This is a genomic window from Sorangium sp. So ce406 (genome assembly GCF_051474675.1).
Classification (GTDB): Bacteria; Myxococcota_A; Polyangia; order Polyangiales; family Polyangiaceae; genus Sorangium; species Sorangium cellulosum_G.
This window is the reverse complement of record NZ_CP150340.1, coordinates 6,041,298-6,057,556: the sequence shown is the minus strand read 5'-3', so window position 1 is coordinate 6,057,556 and position 16,259 is coordinate 6,041,298. Positions and strand designations below refer to the sequence as shown.

Below are 16,259 nucleotides of genomic sequence, written 5' to 3'. Positions count from 1 at the left end.
GAGGCACAGGAGGAGATATGCCCTCTCTGATCCTCCCCCCGGCGCTCCGCCCGGGCGACACCATCGCCGTCATCGCCCCCTCCAGCCCGTTCGAGCCTGTCCTCGCGTGGGTCGGGCTCATCTGGCTCGCCCAGCGCTATCGCGTGCTCTTCGACACGGGCGGTGGTCCTCCGCTCGCCGGCGACTCCCGCGGCGGCGGGGCGCCCTCGCTGTCGGCGCCTTCCAGCCGTGGGCTGTTCGCGCGGACCGGCTACCTGGCCGGCAACGACGCGCGCAGGAGGGACGAGCTCGTCCACGCCCTCTCGCACCCCGACGTGCGCGCCATCTTCGCGGCCCGCGGCGGCTACGGCGCGAACCGGTTCGTCCACCGGCTCGACTGGAGCGTCCTCGCCAGGCACCCTCGCTGGATCGTCGGCTTCTCCGACATCACCGCCCTCCACGTCGAGGCCGCGCGCGCCGGCGTGGCGTCGCTCCACGGCGCCCACGTCGCCGCGCTCGGCCGCGGCGACGCCCGCGCCCGCGCCGCGCTGATCCGCGCCCTCGAGGATCCGCTCGGCGAGCGCCGCTTCGACGGCCTGACCGCGCTGCGCGCCGGCGCCGCGGAGGGGCCGCTCTTCGGCGGCAACCTGGCCCTGCTCCACGCCTGCGCAGCGGCCGGCCGCCTCCGGGTGCCGGAGGGGTGCGTCCTCCTGCTCGAGGACGTCACCGAGCGTCCGTACCGCATCGATCGCATGCTCTCGACGCTGGAGGTCGGCGGCCACCTCGCCCCGGCCGCGGCCGTGGTCCTCGGCGACTTCGAGCAATGCGACCCGGGTCCCGACGGCGTCACGGTGGACGAGGTCCTCCGCGACAGGCTGCTCCCGCTGGGCGTCCCCGTCGTCGCAGGGCTGCCGATCGGCCATGGCCTCCGCAACGAGCCCGCCATCCTTGGCGGCTGCGCGCGCGTCCTCTCGCGCGGCCCCGACGCCGTGGTCACGCTCGCGGGCGCCTGAGCACCCGGTCGCCACGCCCGCGCCGCGCGGTCACCACGGCCGCGCGCTCACGCGCTCACGCGATCACCAGAAGATGCCTCTTCGCTCCTTCAGCCCGCGGTTCAGCATCGACTGGATGCGACCCTTCACGAGCGAGACCTTCTCCTGGATCACCGCGTCGTCGTCGTCCGGGTCCCCGCGAAACGTCATCGGCTCGCCGAAATAGATCCGGTACTTGGTCGGCAGCGGGAGCTGACCGCCGGGGAGCAGGAGCTGCGGGATGACGGGGAACGTCGGCATCCCGAGCGCCTTCGAGACCGACTCGAGGTTGCCGAGCGAGATGTACTGCTCCTCGCCTCCGATCACGGCGATGGGCACGATGGGCGTGTCGGTCTCGAGCGCAAGCCGCATGAACCCGAGCCCGAAATCGAGGAGCTGGTAGCGGCTGGAGAACCCCTTCGAGATCCCGCGCGTCCCTTCCGGGAACACCAGGATCGCGGCGCCCATGTCGAGCAGCCGCCGCGCGTTCTCGGGCACGCCGACCACCTGGCCCACGCGCGAGAAGAACGTCGCCACGAACGGCAGCGTCTGCGTCCACTTCTCGACCATGCTCCGCATCACGCGCGGCGGCTCCGCGTCGAGGAAGAGCGAGGCCGCGATGAGCATCCCGTCGAACGGGAGCTGGCCGGAGTGGTTGGCGACCAGCAGCACCCGACCGGTCGGGACGCGATCGATCCCGAACACCTCGGTCCGGAAATAGAAGCGATGAAAGAACGCGGCGACCCCGATCGCGTACTTCGCCCACTCCCGGTCGAGCCCGAACGGGTCGACACCGTCGGCCGCCTGCGGGAGCGCGACCCGGCGCAGCCGATCCTCGAAGTCCTGACCGAGCAGCCGGATCGTGGCGTCGTCGAGGGTGCCGCGCACGCCGTCGACCCCGAGGCGCGCGAGCGGCAGCGCGGTGTGGGTGGCGAAGTGGCTCAGCCTGGCGAGCGTGGTTTTGCCGCCCATGGGCGCGGGACGATAGCAAAACTCGCGTGCGCCTGCACCGCAGGAAGGGCTTGACCATCGGCCGCCTCGAAGCGACCGTCGACCCGATGAGCGAACGAACGCCCGGTCGAGGCCGCCGCCCCGGCGCAGACTCCGATCCGTCCCTCCGGCCCATCCTCATCACCGGCATCTGCGGCCGCCTCGGACGGCGTCTCGCGCGGCGGCTGCACCGCGACCAGCGCGTGATCGGCGTCGACAGGCGCAGCTTCGACGGGCGTCCCAAGGACATCGAGCATCACCAGATCGACATCCGCCGCAAGAAGACCCAGGACATCTTCCGCCAGGAGCAGCTCGCCGCGGTCGTCCACCTCGGGGTCATGCACGATCCGCGGGTGAGCCAGATGGAGCACCACAGCTGGAACCTCGCGGGCTTCCAGCGGCTGCTCGAGTTCGTGGCGCAGTACGACGTGCCCAAGCTCATCGTCCTGTCGAGCGCCAACGCCTACGGCCCGCGCCCCGACAACGCGCAGTTCCTCACCGAGGACGCGCCGCTGCTCGGCGGCGCCTCGTTCAGCGAGATCCGCGACCTCATCGAGGTCGACATGCTGGCGCAGTCGTTCTTCTGGAAGCACCCGCAGACCGAGACGGTCATCCTCAGGCCGGTCCACATCCTCGGCTCCGTGCGGAACGCGCCGTCGAACTACCTCCGGCTCAACGTGATCCCGACGCTCCTCGGCTTCGATCCGATGGTGCAGGTCATCCACCAGGACGACGTCGTCTCCGCGATCGTCGCGGCGCTCCGGCCCGGCGTGCGCGGGATCTTCAACCTCGCGGGGCCGCCGCCGCTGCCGCTCTCGCGCGTCATCGAGATGACGGGGCGGACGCGCGCGACGATCCCCCACTTCGTCATGCAGACCATCATCCCGCGGCTGTGGCGCTTCAGGGCGACGTCGTTCCCGGCCCCCGAGCTCGATCACATCCGCTACGTGTGCATGGTCGACGACCGGCGGGCGCGCGAGATCCTCGGCTACACGCACGGCCACGACATCCAGGAGACCGTGCATGCGGTCGACGACATCACCTGAGGCGCGCCATGAAACGATCGACCCGGATCGCGCGGCTCGTCGACTACTACGAGGACTTCGCGCCCGAGTATGTCTCCACCTGGAAGGAGATCCAGCACTACGAGAAGCCCGTCCGCGCCTTCCTGCGCGAGGTCGTCTCCGAGGGAGCGCGCGTGCTCGACGCCGGCTGCGGCCCGGGCCACCTGACCCGCGATCTCCCGCCGTCCGTCGACGTCGTGGGCTTCGACATCGCCGAGGGCATGCTCCAGATCGCCCGCAAGAAGCGGCCCCACGGCGCCTACCACCGGCACGACTACCACCTGCCGATCCCGCGCTCGTGGGGGCGTTTCGACGCCGCCCTCGCGCTCGGCACGCTGGAGTTCTGCGACGATCTCGCGCTCGTCCTCGCGAACCTCGCCGGCGCGATGCGGCCCGGAGGCCGGATGCTGGTGAGCATCGTCGAGCGGAGGCCGCACGTCAGGTTGCACGAGCGCGCCGCGCGACCGCTCTCCCACGTCGATCTCACGGGCGTGAGCATGTATCTTTACACCTTCGCCGAGCAGACGGACGCCATCCAGCGCGCGGGCCTGCTCCCGCGCAGCTACCGGCTCCACCCGGGCTGGCACCACACCGAGTACGACGTCGACGTGCTGTACGCGCTCTGGGATCTCGAGGCCCCGCGCAGCAGCGATTGATGCGCCGAGGACGGCTCGCGAGCCTTTCCGCGCCGCGCCGTCCGGGGTAGAGGTGAGCGACGGTTCGATGGAAGTGAAGCTCGGGGGCACCTTCCTGACCTGCGCGATGGGGCCGTTGCACCACGCGGGCACGTGCATCCAGGGCAGCCGGGTGCCGGAGGGGCTCCGCGAGCTCGCGCCCGAGGGGCTCCTCGGCGGCTTCCAGCGCGGCGTCGATCAGGCGGCGAAGCTCGCCGGCGTCCGCAGGGAGGACGTCGAGCGGCTGCTCCCGATGACCGAGGTGCGCGACGCGATCGAGCGGCTCGGCGAGAGCCAGACCGAGGCCGTCGTCGCCTGGGACGTGTACGCGGGGCGCATCGGCGGGCTGCTCGAGGGCGTCGCGGAGGTGACCAACCACGGGCAGGCCCCCGATGTGAGCGAGTGCCTCGAGCGGCTCGCGAACAAGGTCCGGCGCGACCCCCCGTTCGCGGAGCCGCTCCAGATGCTCGCCGACGACGTCGCGAACTGGCACGCGATGATCGGCCGCTGCCGCAAGCTGCTCGACGAGAGCGGCGGCGGCGCGCTCGCCAAGGCGTACCGCCGCCGGCAGCTCCGCAAGATCGCCACGATCGCGGCCTCGGCCCTCGTCATCGTCGCGGCGCTGTCGGTGATCGTGCGCGTGCAGACCGCGCGCGCGCGGGTCGACGCGGCGCTCGCGCGCCCCGAGGTGTGCGCCGTCCGCGACATCGCGCAGGACGATCTCGGCCGGGCGACGAGCGAGCAGCAGCGGCGCGCGGCCGCGCGGGCCGAGGAGTGCGCCGCGATCGAGGCGCGCGAGGCGCGCGAGCGCGAGGAGCGGCAGCGCGCCGAGGAGAAGGCGCGCGAGGAGCAGCGGCTGCGCGCGGAGCGCGACGAGCGGTGCGCCGCGCTCGCCGTGCGGTTCAAGGCCGGGGCGTTCTCCGACGACGACGGCAAGCTCGCCGGCGTGCAGGGCGATCTGCTCCGGCGGATCGCGGGGCGGCGGCTCACCGCCGCCGACGTCGGGCCGAGCGGCCCTGCCTTGCCGTGCGACGGCGCGCGCGGCGGCGATGAGCTCCGCGCGGCGTTCGTGGAGGCGCTGATCGCCTCGGCGTGGGCGTGGGTGCCGTCCGCCGATCCCGGCCCGAGGCTCGGCGAGCTGCTCGCGGCGCGCCGCGCGGAGCTGCCGCCGCGCGCGCGCACGATGCTCTCGGTCCGCACCGCGCAAGAGACCAAGCGCGCCATCGTCTCGGGGGATCCGGCCGCGCTCGGGCGGGCGTCGCGCCTGTGCGCGCTCACGGCCGCGCTCGAGATCGCGAGCGGCCCCGCCTGCGGCGCCCTGGCGAGGCTGAACGTCAAGCCGGCGCCCTAGCGACGCAGCACATCCGCGATCGCCGACGGGGACGCCGCGCGTCGGCGATCGCCGGCCGGGATCGCCCGGGCGCAGCGCCGGGCGCGCAGGGGCGGGCGTCGCCGGCGCGACGAGAGCGAGGGATCTTCTGGTGTGGGCCGGTTGGAGCGGGATCGACCCGCGGCGCGGGCAGCGCGGCCGATCGTGGGAGGGCGCCTATCCCGGGCGCAGCGCGCCGCGCCGCGCCCGGGAGGCCTTGGGGTCGTCTACTTGAAGGCGGGGATCTTGTCCGAGTCGAGCACGCAGACGAGCATCTTGGGATCGCACTTCACCTTGAGATCCGCGGAGATGCCGGAGGCGTACGGGAGGAAGTAAGGCGGCTCCGGATCCGGGATGTTGTCGCAGAGCTTGTCATCGGGGACCTCGACGACCTCGGTCTTCGGCTCTCCGGTCTCCGGATCCACCGCCTGCTCTCCGGTCTCGGGATCCAGCACCGGTTCTTCGACGGCGAGTCCGCAGTGCACCTCGGGCCAGAGCCCGACGACCTTGTACTTCGCCGTGCAGGTGCCCTCGGTGTACGTGAGGTCGGCCTGGAACATGTTTCCGAGGTTCGCGGCCGTCACGTACACTTCCAGGTTGCTCCACTCGTACCTGAGGGAGCGCCCGTCGGCAGGCTCGCCGCCGCCGGCTCCGCCCTCGCCGCCGCCGGCTCCGCCAGCGCCGCCGCCGGCCTCACCGCCAGCGCCGCCAGCGCCGCCTTCGCCGCCGCCAGCGCCGCCGGCTCCGCCTTCGCCGCCGCCAGCGCCGCCGGCTCCGCCTTCGCCGCCGCCAGCGCCGCCGGCTCCGCCTTCGCCGCCGCCGGCTCCGCCAGCGCCGCCTTCGCCGCCGCCTGCTCCGCCAGCGCCGCCGGCCTCGCCGCCGCCGCCACCGTCTCCACCCGCGCCGCCGGCCCCGCCAGCGCCGCCTTCACCTTCGGGCGGGGGCGGGGCGAGCAGCACCTCGGCCGGCGACAGCGTCGGGACCCGGCAGATGTCGCTGTCGTCCGGCTCGATCGACTCGAGCGCCCCGATCGCATACGTATTCCGATCAGGGCTCTCCTCGATCGTCTCACCGCCGGCCGTCCACGCCGCGCGATCCATCTGGATAGCGATCAGCTTCGTGTTCCTGTCGGGATAGCCCCCCGCGTTCGGGTTGTACACCTGCAGGCCCACCGTCGCCCCTTCCACCTGGGCGCAGGGGCTGTCGTTGTCTCCCTCTTGCAGGAAGAACTTCGCGGCGAACGGGTAGACGGCGGCGTTGCCGACGGTGCATTCGGGCTTGGGTTGCGAGCAGCCGGGCGACGTGGCCGCCGCGACCGCGGCGAGCCCCGCCAACCAACCAAGCAATCGGATCTTCATCGCTGGTTTCCTTTCGCGAGCGCGCCGCGCCTAGAACGTGACCCGCGCGCCGAAGCGGAACTGCCGGGGCGGCTGGTACCTCGTCGGCTTGCCGAAGTTCGGGTTCTTGTCGACACCCTTGTTGAAGGCCTCGCCGTCGAGCGTCTTCAAGCACGTCGCGTCGCCCGGCCCCTCCAGGTCCGAGACCTCCTTGTCGCGGCACCCGCGCACGTCGACGTACTGCCGGGTGTATCGCTGATCCACCTGGGTGTACGACTGGAAGTTGAAGATGTTGAAGATGTCCATCGTGACGGTGAGATAGCTGTCCTTCGAGAGCTTCACCGAGTAGCCGAGGCGGCCGTCGATGTTGTGGACCCACGGCAGCCGCTCGCCGGAGCCGCGGGGCAGGATGAACGCCTCGTCCGCGCCGTAGAGGGGGTGCGCGCCCCAGAAGTCCGTGGGGCCGCCGGAGCGGGAGCGGTAGGTGAGGCCGGCGTCGACGATCATGTCGTTCCGGATCGGGAACGACTTCGCCCCGTAGACCTTGAACTCGTGCCGGCTGTCGCCCGGCAGGTAGCCCTCGCGGTTGTCGAGGAGCGAGGTCAGGTCGTACTCCGAGGTGATGTTCGGATCGAGCTGGTCGGTCTCCGGGCGGAAGAGGCCCGCGTAGTTACCGCGCAGGAACGAGAGCGTGTAGCTCACCTGGGCGAGCCACAGATCGGCGAACGCCTTCTGGAAGTAGAGCGTCACCGCGTCGTAGTTGCGCTCCGCCTCGGGGAAGTCCTTGGCGATGCCCTTGCCGGGGTTGCCGATGAAGTACGTGCTCCCCTCGTCGCGGCTCATGTCCTCGATGACGTTGCTCATCCAGCGCTTCGTGTACAGCGCGCCGACGCGCCCGTTCTCGATGACCTCGTACTCGCCGCCGAGCACGATCTCATCCGAGGACTGCGGGCTGATGTCCGGATCCACCGGCGTCTTGCCGGTACCGGTCGGCGTCCAGACCGTGTTCGGATCGTAGCTCGCGGGTCCCTGACCGTTCTCCGCCGCGAGCTGGGTGCCCTCGATCCGGTTCTCTTTGTTCTGGCACTGGCCCGGCCCGTCGCCCATCGCGTCCTCGATGTCGGTCGGGTCGCACCCGGTCGCGTCGCCGTTGACCGCCGCCCTGTGGAACGCCCGGATCTGCCGCTCGTCGCCGAAGGCGCGATCGACGAGGTCGAGCGGCACGCTCTCGTAGTAGCGCGCGTAGTTCGCGAAGATCTTGGACTTGCCCTGCTGCGTGATGTCGTAGACGGCGCCGATGCGCGGCGACCACTGGTTCGGCAGCGCCATGCCGAGCTTGCCGTTGTCGTCGAACAGGTACTGGGCGTCGTAGCGGACGCCCACGTTCACCGTCACCTTGTCGAGGATGCTCCAGCTATCCTGGACGAAGGCGCCGAACGTCGTCGACAGCGACGACACCGTGGTGCTGGGCTGGAGGACGTAGTCGTCGACCTCGGGGCCCGTCAGGAAGCCGAGCTGCCGCCCGTCCTCCCAGTACAGGCCGTTCGGGCTCTCCGTGTAGGAGACGAGGCCCGGGTACGCCTTCTCGTGGCTGTACATCATGATCTCGCTGTCGATGCCGCCCTTGACGACGTGATGGCCGAGGCCCTCGAAGATGCTCGTCACCATCGCCTTGAGCTGCAGGCGATCCTGCGTCGCGTCCTCGACGAAGTTGGGGCCGCCGTCCCAGTACTGGCGGACCTGGCACGGGTCGCGGTGGACCATGATGGGCTCGCCGGCCTCGTCGAAGCGCAGATTCCCCTCGGCGTCGCGGTCCTGCACGTCGCTCTGGCGGCACATCGCCATCGCCTCGGGCGAGAGCGCCTCGAAATCCCCGATCGAGTGCCGCGGTCCGGTCCTGTTCCAGGACACGAATGGCACGCCCGCGAGGCCGTTGCGCGTCCCGATCTCGGAGTCGTCCGGCGGCAGCCGCGCGTTGCGCTGGTGGTGCCAGCCGAGCGTCGCGTCGAGCAGCAGGGTCTTGTTGTTGAACGCCGACGACCACTTCAGCGCGACGTCGGTCGATGACGACACGAACTTGAGCGCGAGCGCGTTGTACCTGCCGATGAGGTTCGAGACATCCATGACGCCGGCCTGCGGGTCGTACGAGTACGTGCCATTGCCGCCCGAGGTGGACGGCGCGCCGTAGACGGACAGCGCGAGGCTGTGGTCCGGGCTGACCTGGTAGGTCAGCTTGCCGAGGTACTGGATCGTCCGCTCCTCACCGCGGAAGTAGCGCGTCGAGCCCGGGAGGGGATCGACGAGGTTGAACTTCGTCTCCGGGTCCGTCTCGGGCCTCGGGTTGTCGCCCGCGTACCGCGTCGCGAACAGGGTGCGCTCGCGCTCCAGGCTCGAGAACGCGAGGTCGAGGCCGCCGTAGAACCAGAGCTTGTCCTTCAGGACGGGGCCGCCGACCTCGAAGCCGTAGTCGCGGATGGCGAGGATGCGGTCGTCGGTCTGGATGGTCTCGCCCTGGCGCCGCACCTTCGTCCCCTCGGCCTCGAGGAAGCCGGGGACGACGTTGAAGAAGACAGAGCCGTGGAACTCGTTGCCGCCGCTCTTGGTCACGACGTCGAGCACGCCGCCGGTCGCGCGGCCGAACTCGGGCATGTACCCGCCGCTCACCACGTTGACCTCTTTGATGAACTCCATGGTGAGCGGCGTGCCGACGATCCCGTACGCGGGATCGTTCACGGATAGTCCGTCGATCACGTACTGATTCTCAGGCGACGACGTACCCGCGATCGACGTGCCGAACTCATCGCTCTTCGCGCCGGGGGTGACCGCCGCGATCGACTCGAACGAGCGCGACGCCGTGCCCTTTCCGCCGGGCGGCGCCACGGCGATGCGCCGCGTGAAGTCCTGTGAAATATTCTGTCCGATGGTGCTCGACCCGACGTCGACCGTCGGCGCGCGGCCGACGACGATGATCTCCTCCGCCTTGAGCGCCTCGGGGAGGAGCTCGGCGTTGACGCGGATGGTCGTCCCGCTGCGGATCGCGATCCCGCCGCGGCTGTACGGCTTATATGATTCCTTCTCCAGGCGCAGTGTGTAGTCGCCCGGCGGCAGGTTCGGGATACGGTACTGGCCGGAGCCGTCGGTCACGACGAGCTGCTCTCCTTGCAGCGCCGGCGATGTCGCCGTCACGACCACATCGGCCACCGGCGCCTTGCTCGCGGCGTCGGTCACCCGCCCGAGGAGAACGCTGTTGCCCGTCTGCGCGAGCGCCGGGACCGCGGTCAACAATGTCATGGCGAGCAGCAGCGTCGCCGCCCACAGCCTCAACGGCGCACGTAGTAAGCGCGCTCCGTGTTTCATCCTCTTTTCGAGAAACTTCACGGAATTCCCTCCAGAAGTGTAGGGCCCTCGAGTCCCTTGTCACCCTAGACAGGAATCGCGCGAGACAATAGACTTTTTTGTAGTACTTGCTCGCTTGTACACTCCGGGTAGGCGTCGCGCGCTTCCATACGGCGCGGGCCCACCTCGTCGATCGGCTCGAGTTCTAGGAGTTACGACCCCTCATGTTCGACTCGGTACTAGGTCGTGCCACCGCCACCCAGGGGCGTCTCGGGACGGGCGCAGTGCTCTCCATCGTCGCGCACACGGCGATCGCGGGCGCCCTGCTCTGGCAGGCCACGCGCCCTCAGGCCGAGAAGCCGAAGGACGTGGAGGTCACCTTCTTCGCCGCGCCGCCGCCGCCTCCTCCTCCACCGCCGCCTCCTCCTCCAGCTGGCGGCGCGAAGCGACAGCCGAAGGTGGAGCAGCGCATCGAGCAGCCGAAGCCTGTCAAGACCCCTGACACCATCTACGACATGCCGGAGAAGCCCAAGGCCAAGGCGCCTGAGCCGGAGCCGGCCAAGGAGGAGGCGCCGGAGCAGCCTGGCGGCGTCGAGGGGGGCCAGGAGGGCGGAGTTGAAGGAGGGACGGTCGGCGGGACGGTCGGCGGCACGATCGGAGGCACGCTAGGAGGCCAGCTCGGCGGTCAGCTCGGCAGCACGGCGCCACCGCAAAACGTGGTTCTGCCGTTCGGCGCCGGGATGACCCGGCCATCGATGGTCTCGGGGCGAGACCCGCAGTACACGCGCGAGGCGCTCGCCGCGCGGGTGGAGGGGCTCGCAATTGTCAAGTGCGTCATCAAGATCGACGGCACGCTGACCAATTGCCGGATGGTCAAATCGTTACCCCACATGGATAGGGCGATCCTCGATGCCCTCTCGGGGCGCCGGTACACGCCGGTGATGTACCAGGGGCGCCCGGTCTCGGTGGACTACGTGTTCAACATCCGGCTCAAGCTCCCTTGACCGCCGGGCGCGCGGGTGTTGTTGAACGGGCGGGGCACGTAGTAGAGAAGGGAACGGGGTAGGTCCGCTCTGCGGTATTGTCGAGTTCGCTGCGGCGTCGAGGGGCGCTGTTTCAGCATAGCTAAAAACATCACGACACCATGGAGCGCCAGGAGGCGCGAGCGAGACGATGCAATTCACGTTGATTGAGCTCTGGGGCCACATGGGCCTCTTCGCGAAGCTGATTGTGTTCGCGCTGGCCCTCATGTCGGTCTCCTCCTTGATCGTCTTCGGCGAGCGCCTCGTCGTGTCGCTCAAGTCGCGCGCCGCCTCCCGCGAGTTCGCGCAGAAGGTGGGCCCGCTGCTCGCCCGGGGCGACTTCGAGGACGCCCAGTCCGCCGCCAGGCCCAGGGACGAGATCGGCTACCTCGGGCGGGTGATCGGCGCGGGGCTCGCGGCGTACGCGTCGAGCGCCCCCGGCCGGCTCCCGGCGCACGGGCACGAGCGCGACGGCGTGTTCGAGTCGGTCTCGCGGGCGCTCGAGCGGCAGGCGCAGCGCGAGGTGCTCAGCCTGAAACGCGGCTACGGCCTGCTCGCCACGGTCGGCTCGACGGCGCCGTTCGTCGGCCTCCTCGGGACGGTCATGGGCATCGTGACGGCCTTCCAGCAGATGGCCGCGTCCGGCTCAGGCGGCCTCGGCACCGTCTCGGCGGGTATCGCGGAGGCGCTCATCACAACCGCCTTCGGCCTGCTCGTCGCGATCCCGGCCGTCATGGGCTACAACTACCTGCAGGGCTGGGTCGACGCCCGGGCGATCGACATCTCGGAGTCGTCGAACGAGTTCCTCGATATCGTGGCGAAGCGGCTCGACGGCCGCCTCGCGACAGCCTCGGAAGAGGCCGCTTGAGCTGGCCCGCGCGAGGCCGCCTGACCCGGTCTCGAGAGAGGCTGCTTGTCCCGGCCTCGGGAGAGGCCGTCGTTGCCCCGGCCTCGGGAGAGGTCGTCGTTGCCCCGGCCTCGGGAGAGGCCGTCGTTGACAGAGCGCCCGCGCCGAGCGGCGCCTGGCTGGTCGCGGTGCGCGGCGCGCGTCGCCGCGCGCCCCAGCGAGGCGCGGCGGCGCGCTCAGCCGGAAGCGAGCGTTCCTAATGGGGATGGCCGTCGGCCCGCAGAAGGGCCCCAAGAGCGAGATCAACGTCACGCCGCTCGTCGACGTCGTCCTCGTCCTGCTCATCATCTTCATGGTCGTCACGCCGATGCTCCAGCGCGGCAAGGACGTGAAGCTGCCGCAGGCCGCGAAGGTGGACGAGGAGAAGAAGGAAGTGGACCCGCTGATCCTCTCCGTCACGCTGGAGAAGACGGTGTGGGTCGAGAACGACCAGTATGACGACGCCGGGCTCTCCGAGCGCCTGTCGCGCGAGTTCGCCGCGCAGCCGGGGCGCAAGGTGCTGGTCAAGGGCGACCAGCGCCTCTCGTTCGGCGACGTCCGCAAGGTGATGGAGACGGCGCGCAAGGCGGGCGCGAAGAGCGTCTCGCTGGCGGTCGAGGAGCTGAAGGGGAGATAGCGGCGATGAGCGCGCGCGCGAAGAAGAAGTTCGTCGTCAAGCCGGCGGTGCCGCTGAACTCCGACATCAACGTGACGCCGCTCGTCGACGTCGTGCTGGTGCTCCTCATCATCTTCATGGTCGTGACGCCGCTGCTCGAGAAGGACATCGGCGTCCGCGTCCCGGACACCGAGCAGGTCAAGGAGGACACCCCGCCGCCGCCCGATCAGCTCGTCGTCCGGGTGAACGCGCAGGGCGAGATCCAGCTCAACGACGAGAAGGTCGAGCGCGCCGAGCTCGCGGGCAAGCTCCGGCCGATCCTCGAGCGCCAGAGCAGGCCGCAGGACAGGATCGTCTTCATCGTGGCCGACGACGGGGCCATCTACGGCACCGTCGTGGAGGTGCTCGACAGCGCGAAGGCGGCCGGCGCGCACACGCTCGGCATGATGACCGAGCTCCCCGAGGCTCCGCCGCCCTGAGCGCGGCGCGGCCGCGGCGCGCGCCTCCCCGACGGCCCTCTTCAGCGGTCCTCTTCAGCGGCTCAGCGCGTGCGTCGGCGCGCGACGCGAGGCTTGCGTCGCGCGCGGCCGCGACCTAAACCGCCCACCTCGAAAGCGAGGTCGTCGATGTTGCGGACCGAATGGGTGAGTAAGCGCGCCGGGAGCCCGAACCAGAGCCAGATGCACTTCGCGAGGAAGGGCGTCATCACGGAGGAGATGGAGTACGTCGCCCGCCGTGAGAAGCTCGCGCCCGAGCTCATCCGAAGCGAGGTCGCGCGCGGCCGGATGATCATCCCCGCCAACAAGAACCACCTGAACCTGGAGCCGATGTGCATCGGCATCGCGTCGCTCTGCAAGGTGAACGCGAACATCGGCAACAGCCAGACGACGAGCGACGTGAGCGGCGAGCTCGAGAAGCTGCGCTACGCCATCAAGTACGGCGCCGACACCGTGATGGACCTGTCGACCGGCGGCGACATCGACGGCATCCGCCGCGCCATCATCGCGGATTCGCCGGTGCCGATCGGGACGGTGCCGATCTACCAGGCGCTCGAGGCTTGCAAGGGCACGGACAAGATGACGGCCGCTGACCTCATCGACATGCTCGAGCACCAGGCGAAGCAGGGCGTCGATTACTTCACGATCCACGCGGGCGTGCTGCTCGAGCACCTGCCGCTCGTGAAGGGCCGGCTCACGGGCATCGTCTCGCGCGGCGGCTCGATCATGGCGCAGTGGATGATCGAGCACCACAAGCAGAACCCGTTCTACACGCACTGGGACAAGGTGCTCGAGGTCTGCGCCAAGTACGACGTCACGATCTCGGCGGGCGACGGCCTCCGCCCCGGCTGCCTCCACGACGCGAGCGACGCGGCCCAGTTCGCCGAGCTGAAGACGCTGGGCGAGCTCACGAAGCGTGCGTGGGAGAAGGACGTGCAGGTGATGATCGAGGGCCCCGGGCACGTGCCGTTCGATCAGATCGCGATGAACGTGCAGAAGGAGATGGAGCTCTGCCACGAGGCGCCGTTCTACGTCCTCGGCCCGCTCGTCACCGATTTCGCGCCCGGCTACGATCACATCACGAGCTGCATCGGCGCCACGATGGCCGGCTTCGCGGGCGCCGCGATGCTCTGCTACGTGACGCCGAAGGAGCACCTCGGCCTGCCGAACCCCGAGGACGTGAAGCAGGGCCTCATCGCCTACAAGATCGCCGCCCACGCCGCCGACGTCGCGCGCAAGCGCCCGGGCGCGCGCGATCGCGACGACGCGCTGAGCCGCGCCCGCTACGCGTTCGACTGGAAGCAGCAGTTCGCGCTCTCGCTCGATCCCGAGACGGCCCAGGCGATGCACGACGAGACGCTCCCGCAGGAGTACTTCAAGACTTCGGAGTTCTGCTCGATGTGCGGACCGAAGTTCTGCTCGATGCACATCAACCGCGTGGTCGACGAGTACAACGCGCGGACCGAGACCGAGAACGCGCCCACGAAGCGCTCGCTCGCGCTCCTTGATCAACCGTGAACACGGGGCAGCCATGAACACGGGGCAACCGTGAACGCGGGGCAGCCGTGAAGCCGGCGCGCCTCGCCCTGCTCGCGCCCCTCGCGGTCGCCCTCGCCGCGCCCGTCGCGTGCCGCCGCGACAGCGCCACCTCCGCCTCGTCCTCGCCCCCGTCGTCGGCGGCTGTCCCGCCCTCCGCCTCCGCGGCGCCGCGCCCTCCGAGCCCTCGCCTGACCGATCCGCGCTGGCTTCGCGCCGCCGGCGACGACCCGCTGGAGCACGCGCGGCTCGCCGAGGCCGAGGGCGCATCCGGGCTCCTGGCCGCCCTGGAGGACGGCGGCGACATCGCGCTCGCCGCCCTGCGCGCCCTGCCGTACGCCGACGACGCCGACCTGGCGCTCGGGCCGCTCGCCGAGCGCGCCCGCTCGGCGCCGGCCCCGTCGCTCCCGCCGCTGCTCGACGCGCTCCTCGGGGTCGCCGGGCGCCCCCCGCGTCCGCGCGAGCCGCTCGACCCGGACGGGGCGCGCGCCGCGGCGGCCATCCTCCTCGAGCTGTCGGCCAGGCGCGACCTCCCTGCCGAGCAGCGCGCGGTCGCGATCTCGGCGGCGCGCGCGCTCGCGGAGAAGGGGCTCGTCGATCCGGCCCGGATCCCCGCCGATCTGGATCCGCCGCTCTCCGGCGCAGGCGCCGGCGGCGGCCAGGCGCCGCGGCCGTGACGCCCGTCGTGGCCGTCGAGGGCGCGCGGCCGTCCTGCGCGGCGCCTGGGCTTCGCCGTCGCGCCGCCGCGCTTTGGGCCCGTCGGGGTCCATTTTGGTAACTTGCCCCCCGTGACGACGCCGTACACCTCCGAGGCCTTCCTCCACCAGCTCCTCGGCAAGGCGCTTGCCGCCCACGCCAGCGACATCCACCTCAAGGTCGGTCAGCCGCCGGGCGCGCGGGTGCGCGGCGACATGGTCTACTTCCGGGTCGACCGGATCCGCCCGGAGGACAGCGAGGCTGCGGCGCGGGTGCTGCTCGCCGGGCGTCCGTCGCGCGAGCTGCTCGCCACGTTGCAGGAGCTCGACACCTCGTATGTCGTCCCGGGTCTCGGCCGGTTCCGGGTCAACATCTACCGCCAGCGCGGCTCGCTCGCGATCATCCTGCGCAGCATCCCGCTCAAGATCCCCACCTTCGACGAGCTCGGCGTCCCCTCGGCGGTGCGGGCCATGGTGGAGCACGACCACGGCCTCTTCGTGGTCGCCGGCACGGCGGGCAGCGGCAAGAGCACGACGCTCGCCGCGTTCGTCGGGCAGATCAACGCGACCTTGCCGCGCCACATCGTCACGCTCGAGGATCCGATCGAGCACGTGCACGAGGACAACCGCTCCAGCGTGAGCCAGCGCGAGATCGGCGTCGACACCGCGGATTTCCCGACCGCGCTGCGCTCGGCGCTGCGGCAGGATCCGGACGTCGTGCTCCTCGGCTCGCTCCGCGACGGCGAGTCGCTCGATCTCGCGCTGCACGCCGCGGAGACCGGGCACCTCGTGCTCGCGGCCGTGCACACGCCCGACGTCGCGCGCACCCTCGGCCGGCTTGTCGCGCTGGGCCGGAGCCCGAGCGAGGCGCGCGACCGGCTGGCCGACTGCCTCCAGGGCGTGGTCGCGCAGCGCCTGCTCCCTCGCCGCGACGGCGCGGGGGAGATCCTCGCCTGCGAGGTGCTCGTCGCGACGGCCGCGGTGCGCGAGGCGATCCGCCGCCCGGAGGGGAGCCCGTCGCTGCGCGAGCTGATGGAGAAGGGGGTGACTCCCTATGGAATGCAGACGTTCGAGGCCCATTTGCGGCAGCTCGTCGGCCAGGGGGCGATCGCCAAGGAGACGGCCAAGGCGGTGACGGCGCTGTAGCGGCCCAGGGCCAGAAGCCCCCCTCGGGGGCGGAGGACGGACCCGGCCGCGCGGCTTGCTTGCGGCGGCGCCCCAAGCCTG

14 protein-coding genes are annotated in these 16,259 nt (G+C 70.9%); 11 read left to right on the top strand and 3 right to left on the bottom strand.

What is annotated here, in order from left to right:
* The first annotated feature begins 17 nt into the window (after positions 1-17).
* Positions 18-992: a S66 peptidase family protein gene (locus WME96_RS22260; protein ID WP_437292098.1), complete on the top strand. Its 975-nt coding sequence runs from the start codon at positions 18-20 to the stop codon at positions 990-992.
* Positions 993-1,055: 63 nt separating this feature from the next.
* On the opposite strand, the gene WME96_RS22255 is transcribed toward WME96_RS22260, so the two are convergent.
* Complete coding sequence (locus tag WME96_RS22255) at positions 1,056-1,982, bottom strand: lysophospholipid acyltransferase family protein (protein ID WP_061615521.1); 927 nt, start codon at positions 1,980-1,982, stop codon at positions 1,056-1,058.
* An 86-nt stretch (positions 1,983-2,068) separates the two neighbouring features.
* Here WME96_RS22255 and WME96_RS22250 point away from each other — a divergent pair, with 86 nt between their 5' ends.
* The 3 genes from WME96_RS22250 (at position 2,069) to WME96_RS22240 (ending at position 5,089) form a co-directional block, all read left to right on the top strand.
* A complete protein-coding gene (locus tag WME96_RS22250; RefSeq protein ID WP_437292097.1) occupies positions 2,069-3,046 on the top strand; it encodes an NAD-dependent epimerase/dehydratase family protein in 978 nt (325 codons plus the stop codon).
* An 8-nt stretch (positions 3,047-3,054) separates the two neighbouring features.
* A complete protein-coding gene (locus tag WME96_RS22245; RefSeq protein ID WP_437292096.1) occupies positions 3,055-3,720 on the top strand; it encodes a class I SAM-dependent DNA methyltransferase in 666 nt (221 codons plus the stop codon).
* A 67-nt stretch (positions 3,721-3,787) separates the two neighbouring features.
* Positions 3,788-5,089: a hypothetical protein gene (locus WME96_RS22240; protein ID WP_437292095.1), complete on the top strand. Its 1,302-nt coding sequence runs from the start codon at positions 3,788-3,790 to the stop codon at positions 5,087-5,089.
* A 245-nt stretch (positions 5,090-5,334) separates the two neighbouring features.
* On the opposite strand, the gene WME96_RS22235 is transcribed toward WME96_RS22240, so the two are convergent.
* Both WME96_RS22235 and WME96_RS22230 read right to left on the bottom strand, forming a co-directional pair.
* Positions 5,335-6,465: a hypothetical protein gene (locus WME96_RS22235; protein ID WP_437292094.1), complete on the bottom strand. Its 1,131-nt coding sequence runs from the start codon at positions 6,463-6,465 to the stop codon at positions 5,335-5,337.
* 30 nt (positions 6,466-6,495) lie between these two features.
* Positions 6,496-9,735 carry a TonB-dependent receptor gene (locus WME96_RS22230; RefSeq protein WP_437292343.1) on the bottom strand — a complete coding sequence of 1,080 codons (3,240 nt, stop codon included), beginning with the start codon at positions 9,733-9,735 and terminating at the stop codon, positions 6,496-6,498.
* Between the two features lie 269 nt (positions 9,736-10,004).
* Here WME96_RS22230 and WME96_RS22225 point away from each other — a divergent pair, with 269 nt between their 5' ends.
* The 7 genes from WME96_RS22225 (at position 10,005) to WME96_RS22195 (ending at position 16,178) form a co-directional block, all read left to right on the top strand.
* Complete coding sequence (locus tag WME96_RS22225) at positions 10,005-10,784, top strand: TonB family protein (protein WP_437292093.1); 780 nt, start codon at positions 10,005-10,007, stop codon at positions 10,782-10,784.
* A gap of 169 nt (positions 10,785-10,953) precedes the next feature.
* A complete protein-coding gene (locus WME96_RS22220; protein WP_437292092.1) occupies positions 10,954-11,670 on the top strand; it encodes a MotA/TolQ/ExbB proton channel family protein in 717 nt (238 codons plus the stop codon).
* 238 nt (positions 11,671-11,908) lie between these two features.
* Positions 11,909-12,325 carry an ExbD/TolR family protein gene (locus tag WME96_RS22215; RefSeq protein WP_061616370.1) on the top strand — a complete coding sequence of 139 codons (417 nt, stop codon included), beginning with the start codon at positions 11,909-11,911 and terminating at the stop codon, positions 12,323-12,325.
* A 5-nt stretch (positions 12,326-12,330) separates the two neighbouring features.
* Positions 12,331-12,783, top strand: coding sequence for an ExbD/TolR family protein (locus WME96_RS22210; protein WP_437292091.1), 453 nt, complete (start codon positions 12,331-12,333; stop codon positions 12,781-12,783).
* A 150-nt stretch (positions 12,784-12,933) separates the two neighbouring features.
* A complete protein-coding gene (thiC, locus tag WME96_RS22205; protein ID WP_437292342.1) occupies positions 12,934-14,319 on the top strand; it encodes a phosphomethylpyrimidine synthase ThiC in 1,386 nt (461 codons plus the stop codon).
* A gap of 47 nt (positions 14,320-14,366) precedes the next feature.
* The gene (locus tag WME96_RS22200) at positions 14,367-15,014 is read left to right on the top strand and encodes a thiamine biosynthesis protein (RefSeq protein WP_437292090.1); all 648 of its coding nucleotides are present in this window, start codon (positions 14,367-14,369) and stop codon (positions 15,012-15,014) included.
* Between the two features lie 111 nt (positions 15,015-15,125).
* A complete protein-coding gene (locus WME96_RS22195; protein WP_437292089.1) occupies positions 15,126-16,178 on the top strand; it encodes a type IV pilus twitching motility protein PilT in 1,053 nt (350 codons plus the stop codon).
* The last annotated feature ends 81 nt before the right edge of the window (positions 16,179-16,259 follow it).

Coding starts and splice junctions, on each gene's coding strand:
- WME96_RS22215 (WP_061616370.1), top strand. CDS start 11,909: ATGGGGATGGCCGTCGGCCCGCAGAAGGGCCCCAAGAGCGAGATCAAC.
- WME96_RS22255 (WP_061615521.1), bottom strand. CDS start 1,982: ATGGGCGGCAAAACCACGCTCGCCAGGCTGAGCCACTTCGCCACCCAC.
- WME96_RS22225 (WP_437292093.1), top strand. CDS start 10,005: ATGTTCGACTCGGTACTAGGTCGTGCCACCGCCACCCAGGGGCGTCTC.
- WME96_RS22220 (WP_437292092.1), top strand. CDS start 10,954: ATGCAATTCACGTTGATTGAGCTCTGGGGCCACATGGGCCTCTTCGCG.
- WME96_RS22240 (WP_437292095.1), top strand. CDS start 3,788: ATGGAAGTGAAGCTCGGGGGCACCTTCCTGACCTGCGCGATGGGGCCG.
- WME96_RS22250 (WP_437292097.1), top strand. CDS start 2,069: ATGAGCGAACGAACGCCCGGTCGAGGCCGCCGCCCCGGCGCAGACTCC.
- WME96_RS22235 (WP_437292094.1), bottom strand. CDS start 6,465: ATGAAGATCCGATTGCTTGGTTGGTTGGCGGGGCTCGCCGCGGTCGCG.
- WME96_RS22260 (WP_437292098.1), top strand. CDS start 18: ATGCCCTCTCTGATCCTCCCCCCGGCGCTCCGCCCGGGCGACACCATC.
- WME96_RS22245 (WP_437292096.1), top strand. CDS start 3,055: ATGAAACGATCGACCCGGATCGCGCGGCTCGTCGACTACTACGAGGAC.
- WME96_RS22210 (WP_437292091.1), top strand. CDS start 12,331: ATGAGCGCGCGCGCGAAGAAGAAGTTCGTCGTCAAGCCGGCGGTGCCG.
- WME96_RS22230 (WP_437292343.1), bottom strand. CDS start 9,735: ATGACATTGTTGACCGCGGTCCCGGCGCTCGCGCAGACGGGCAACAGC.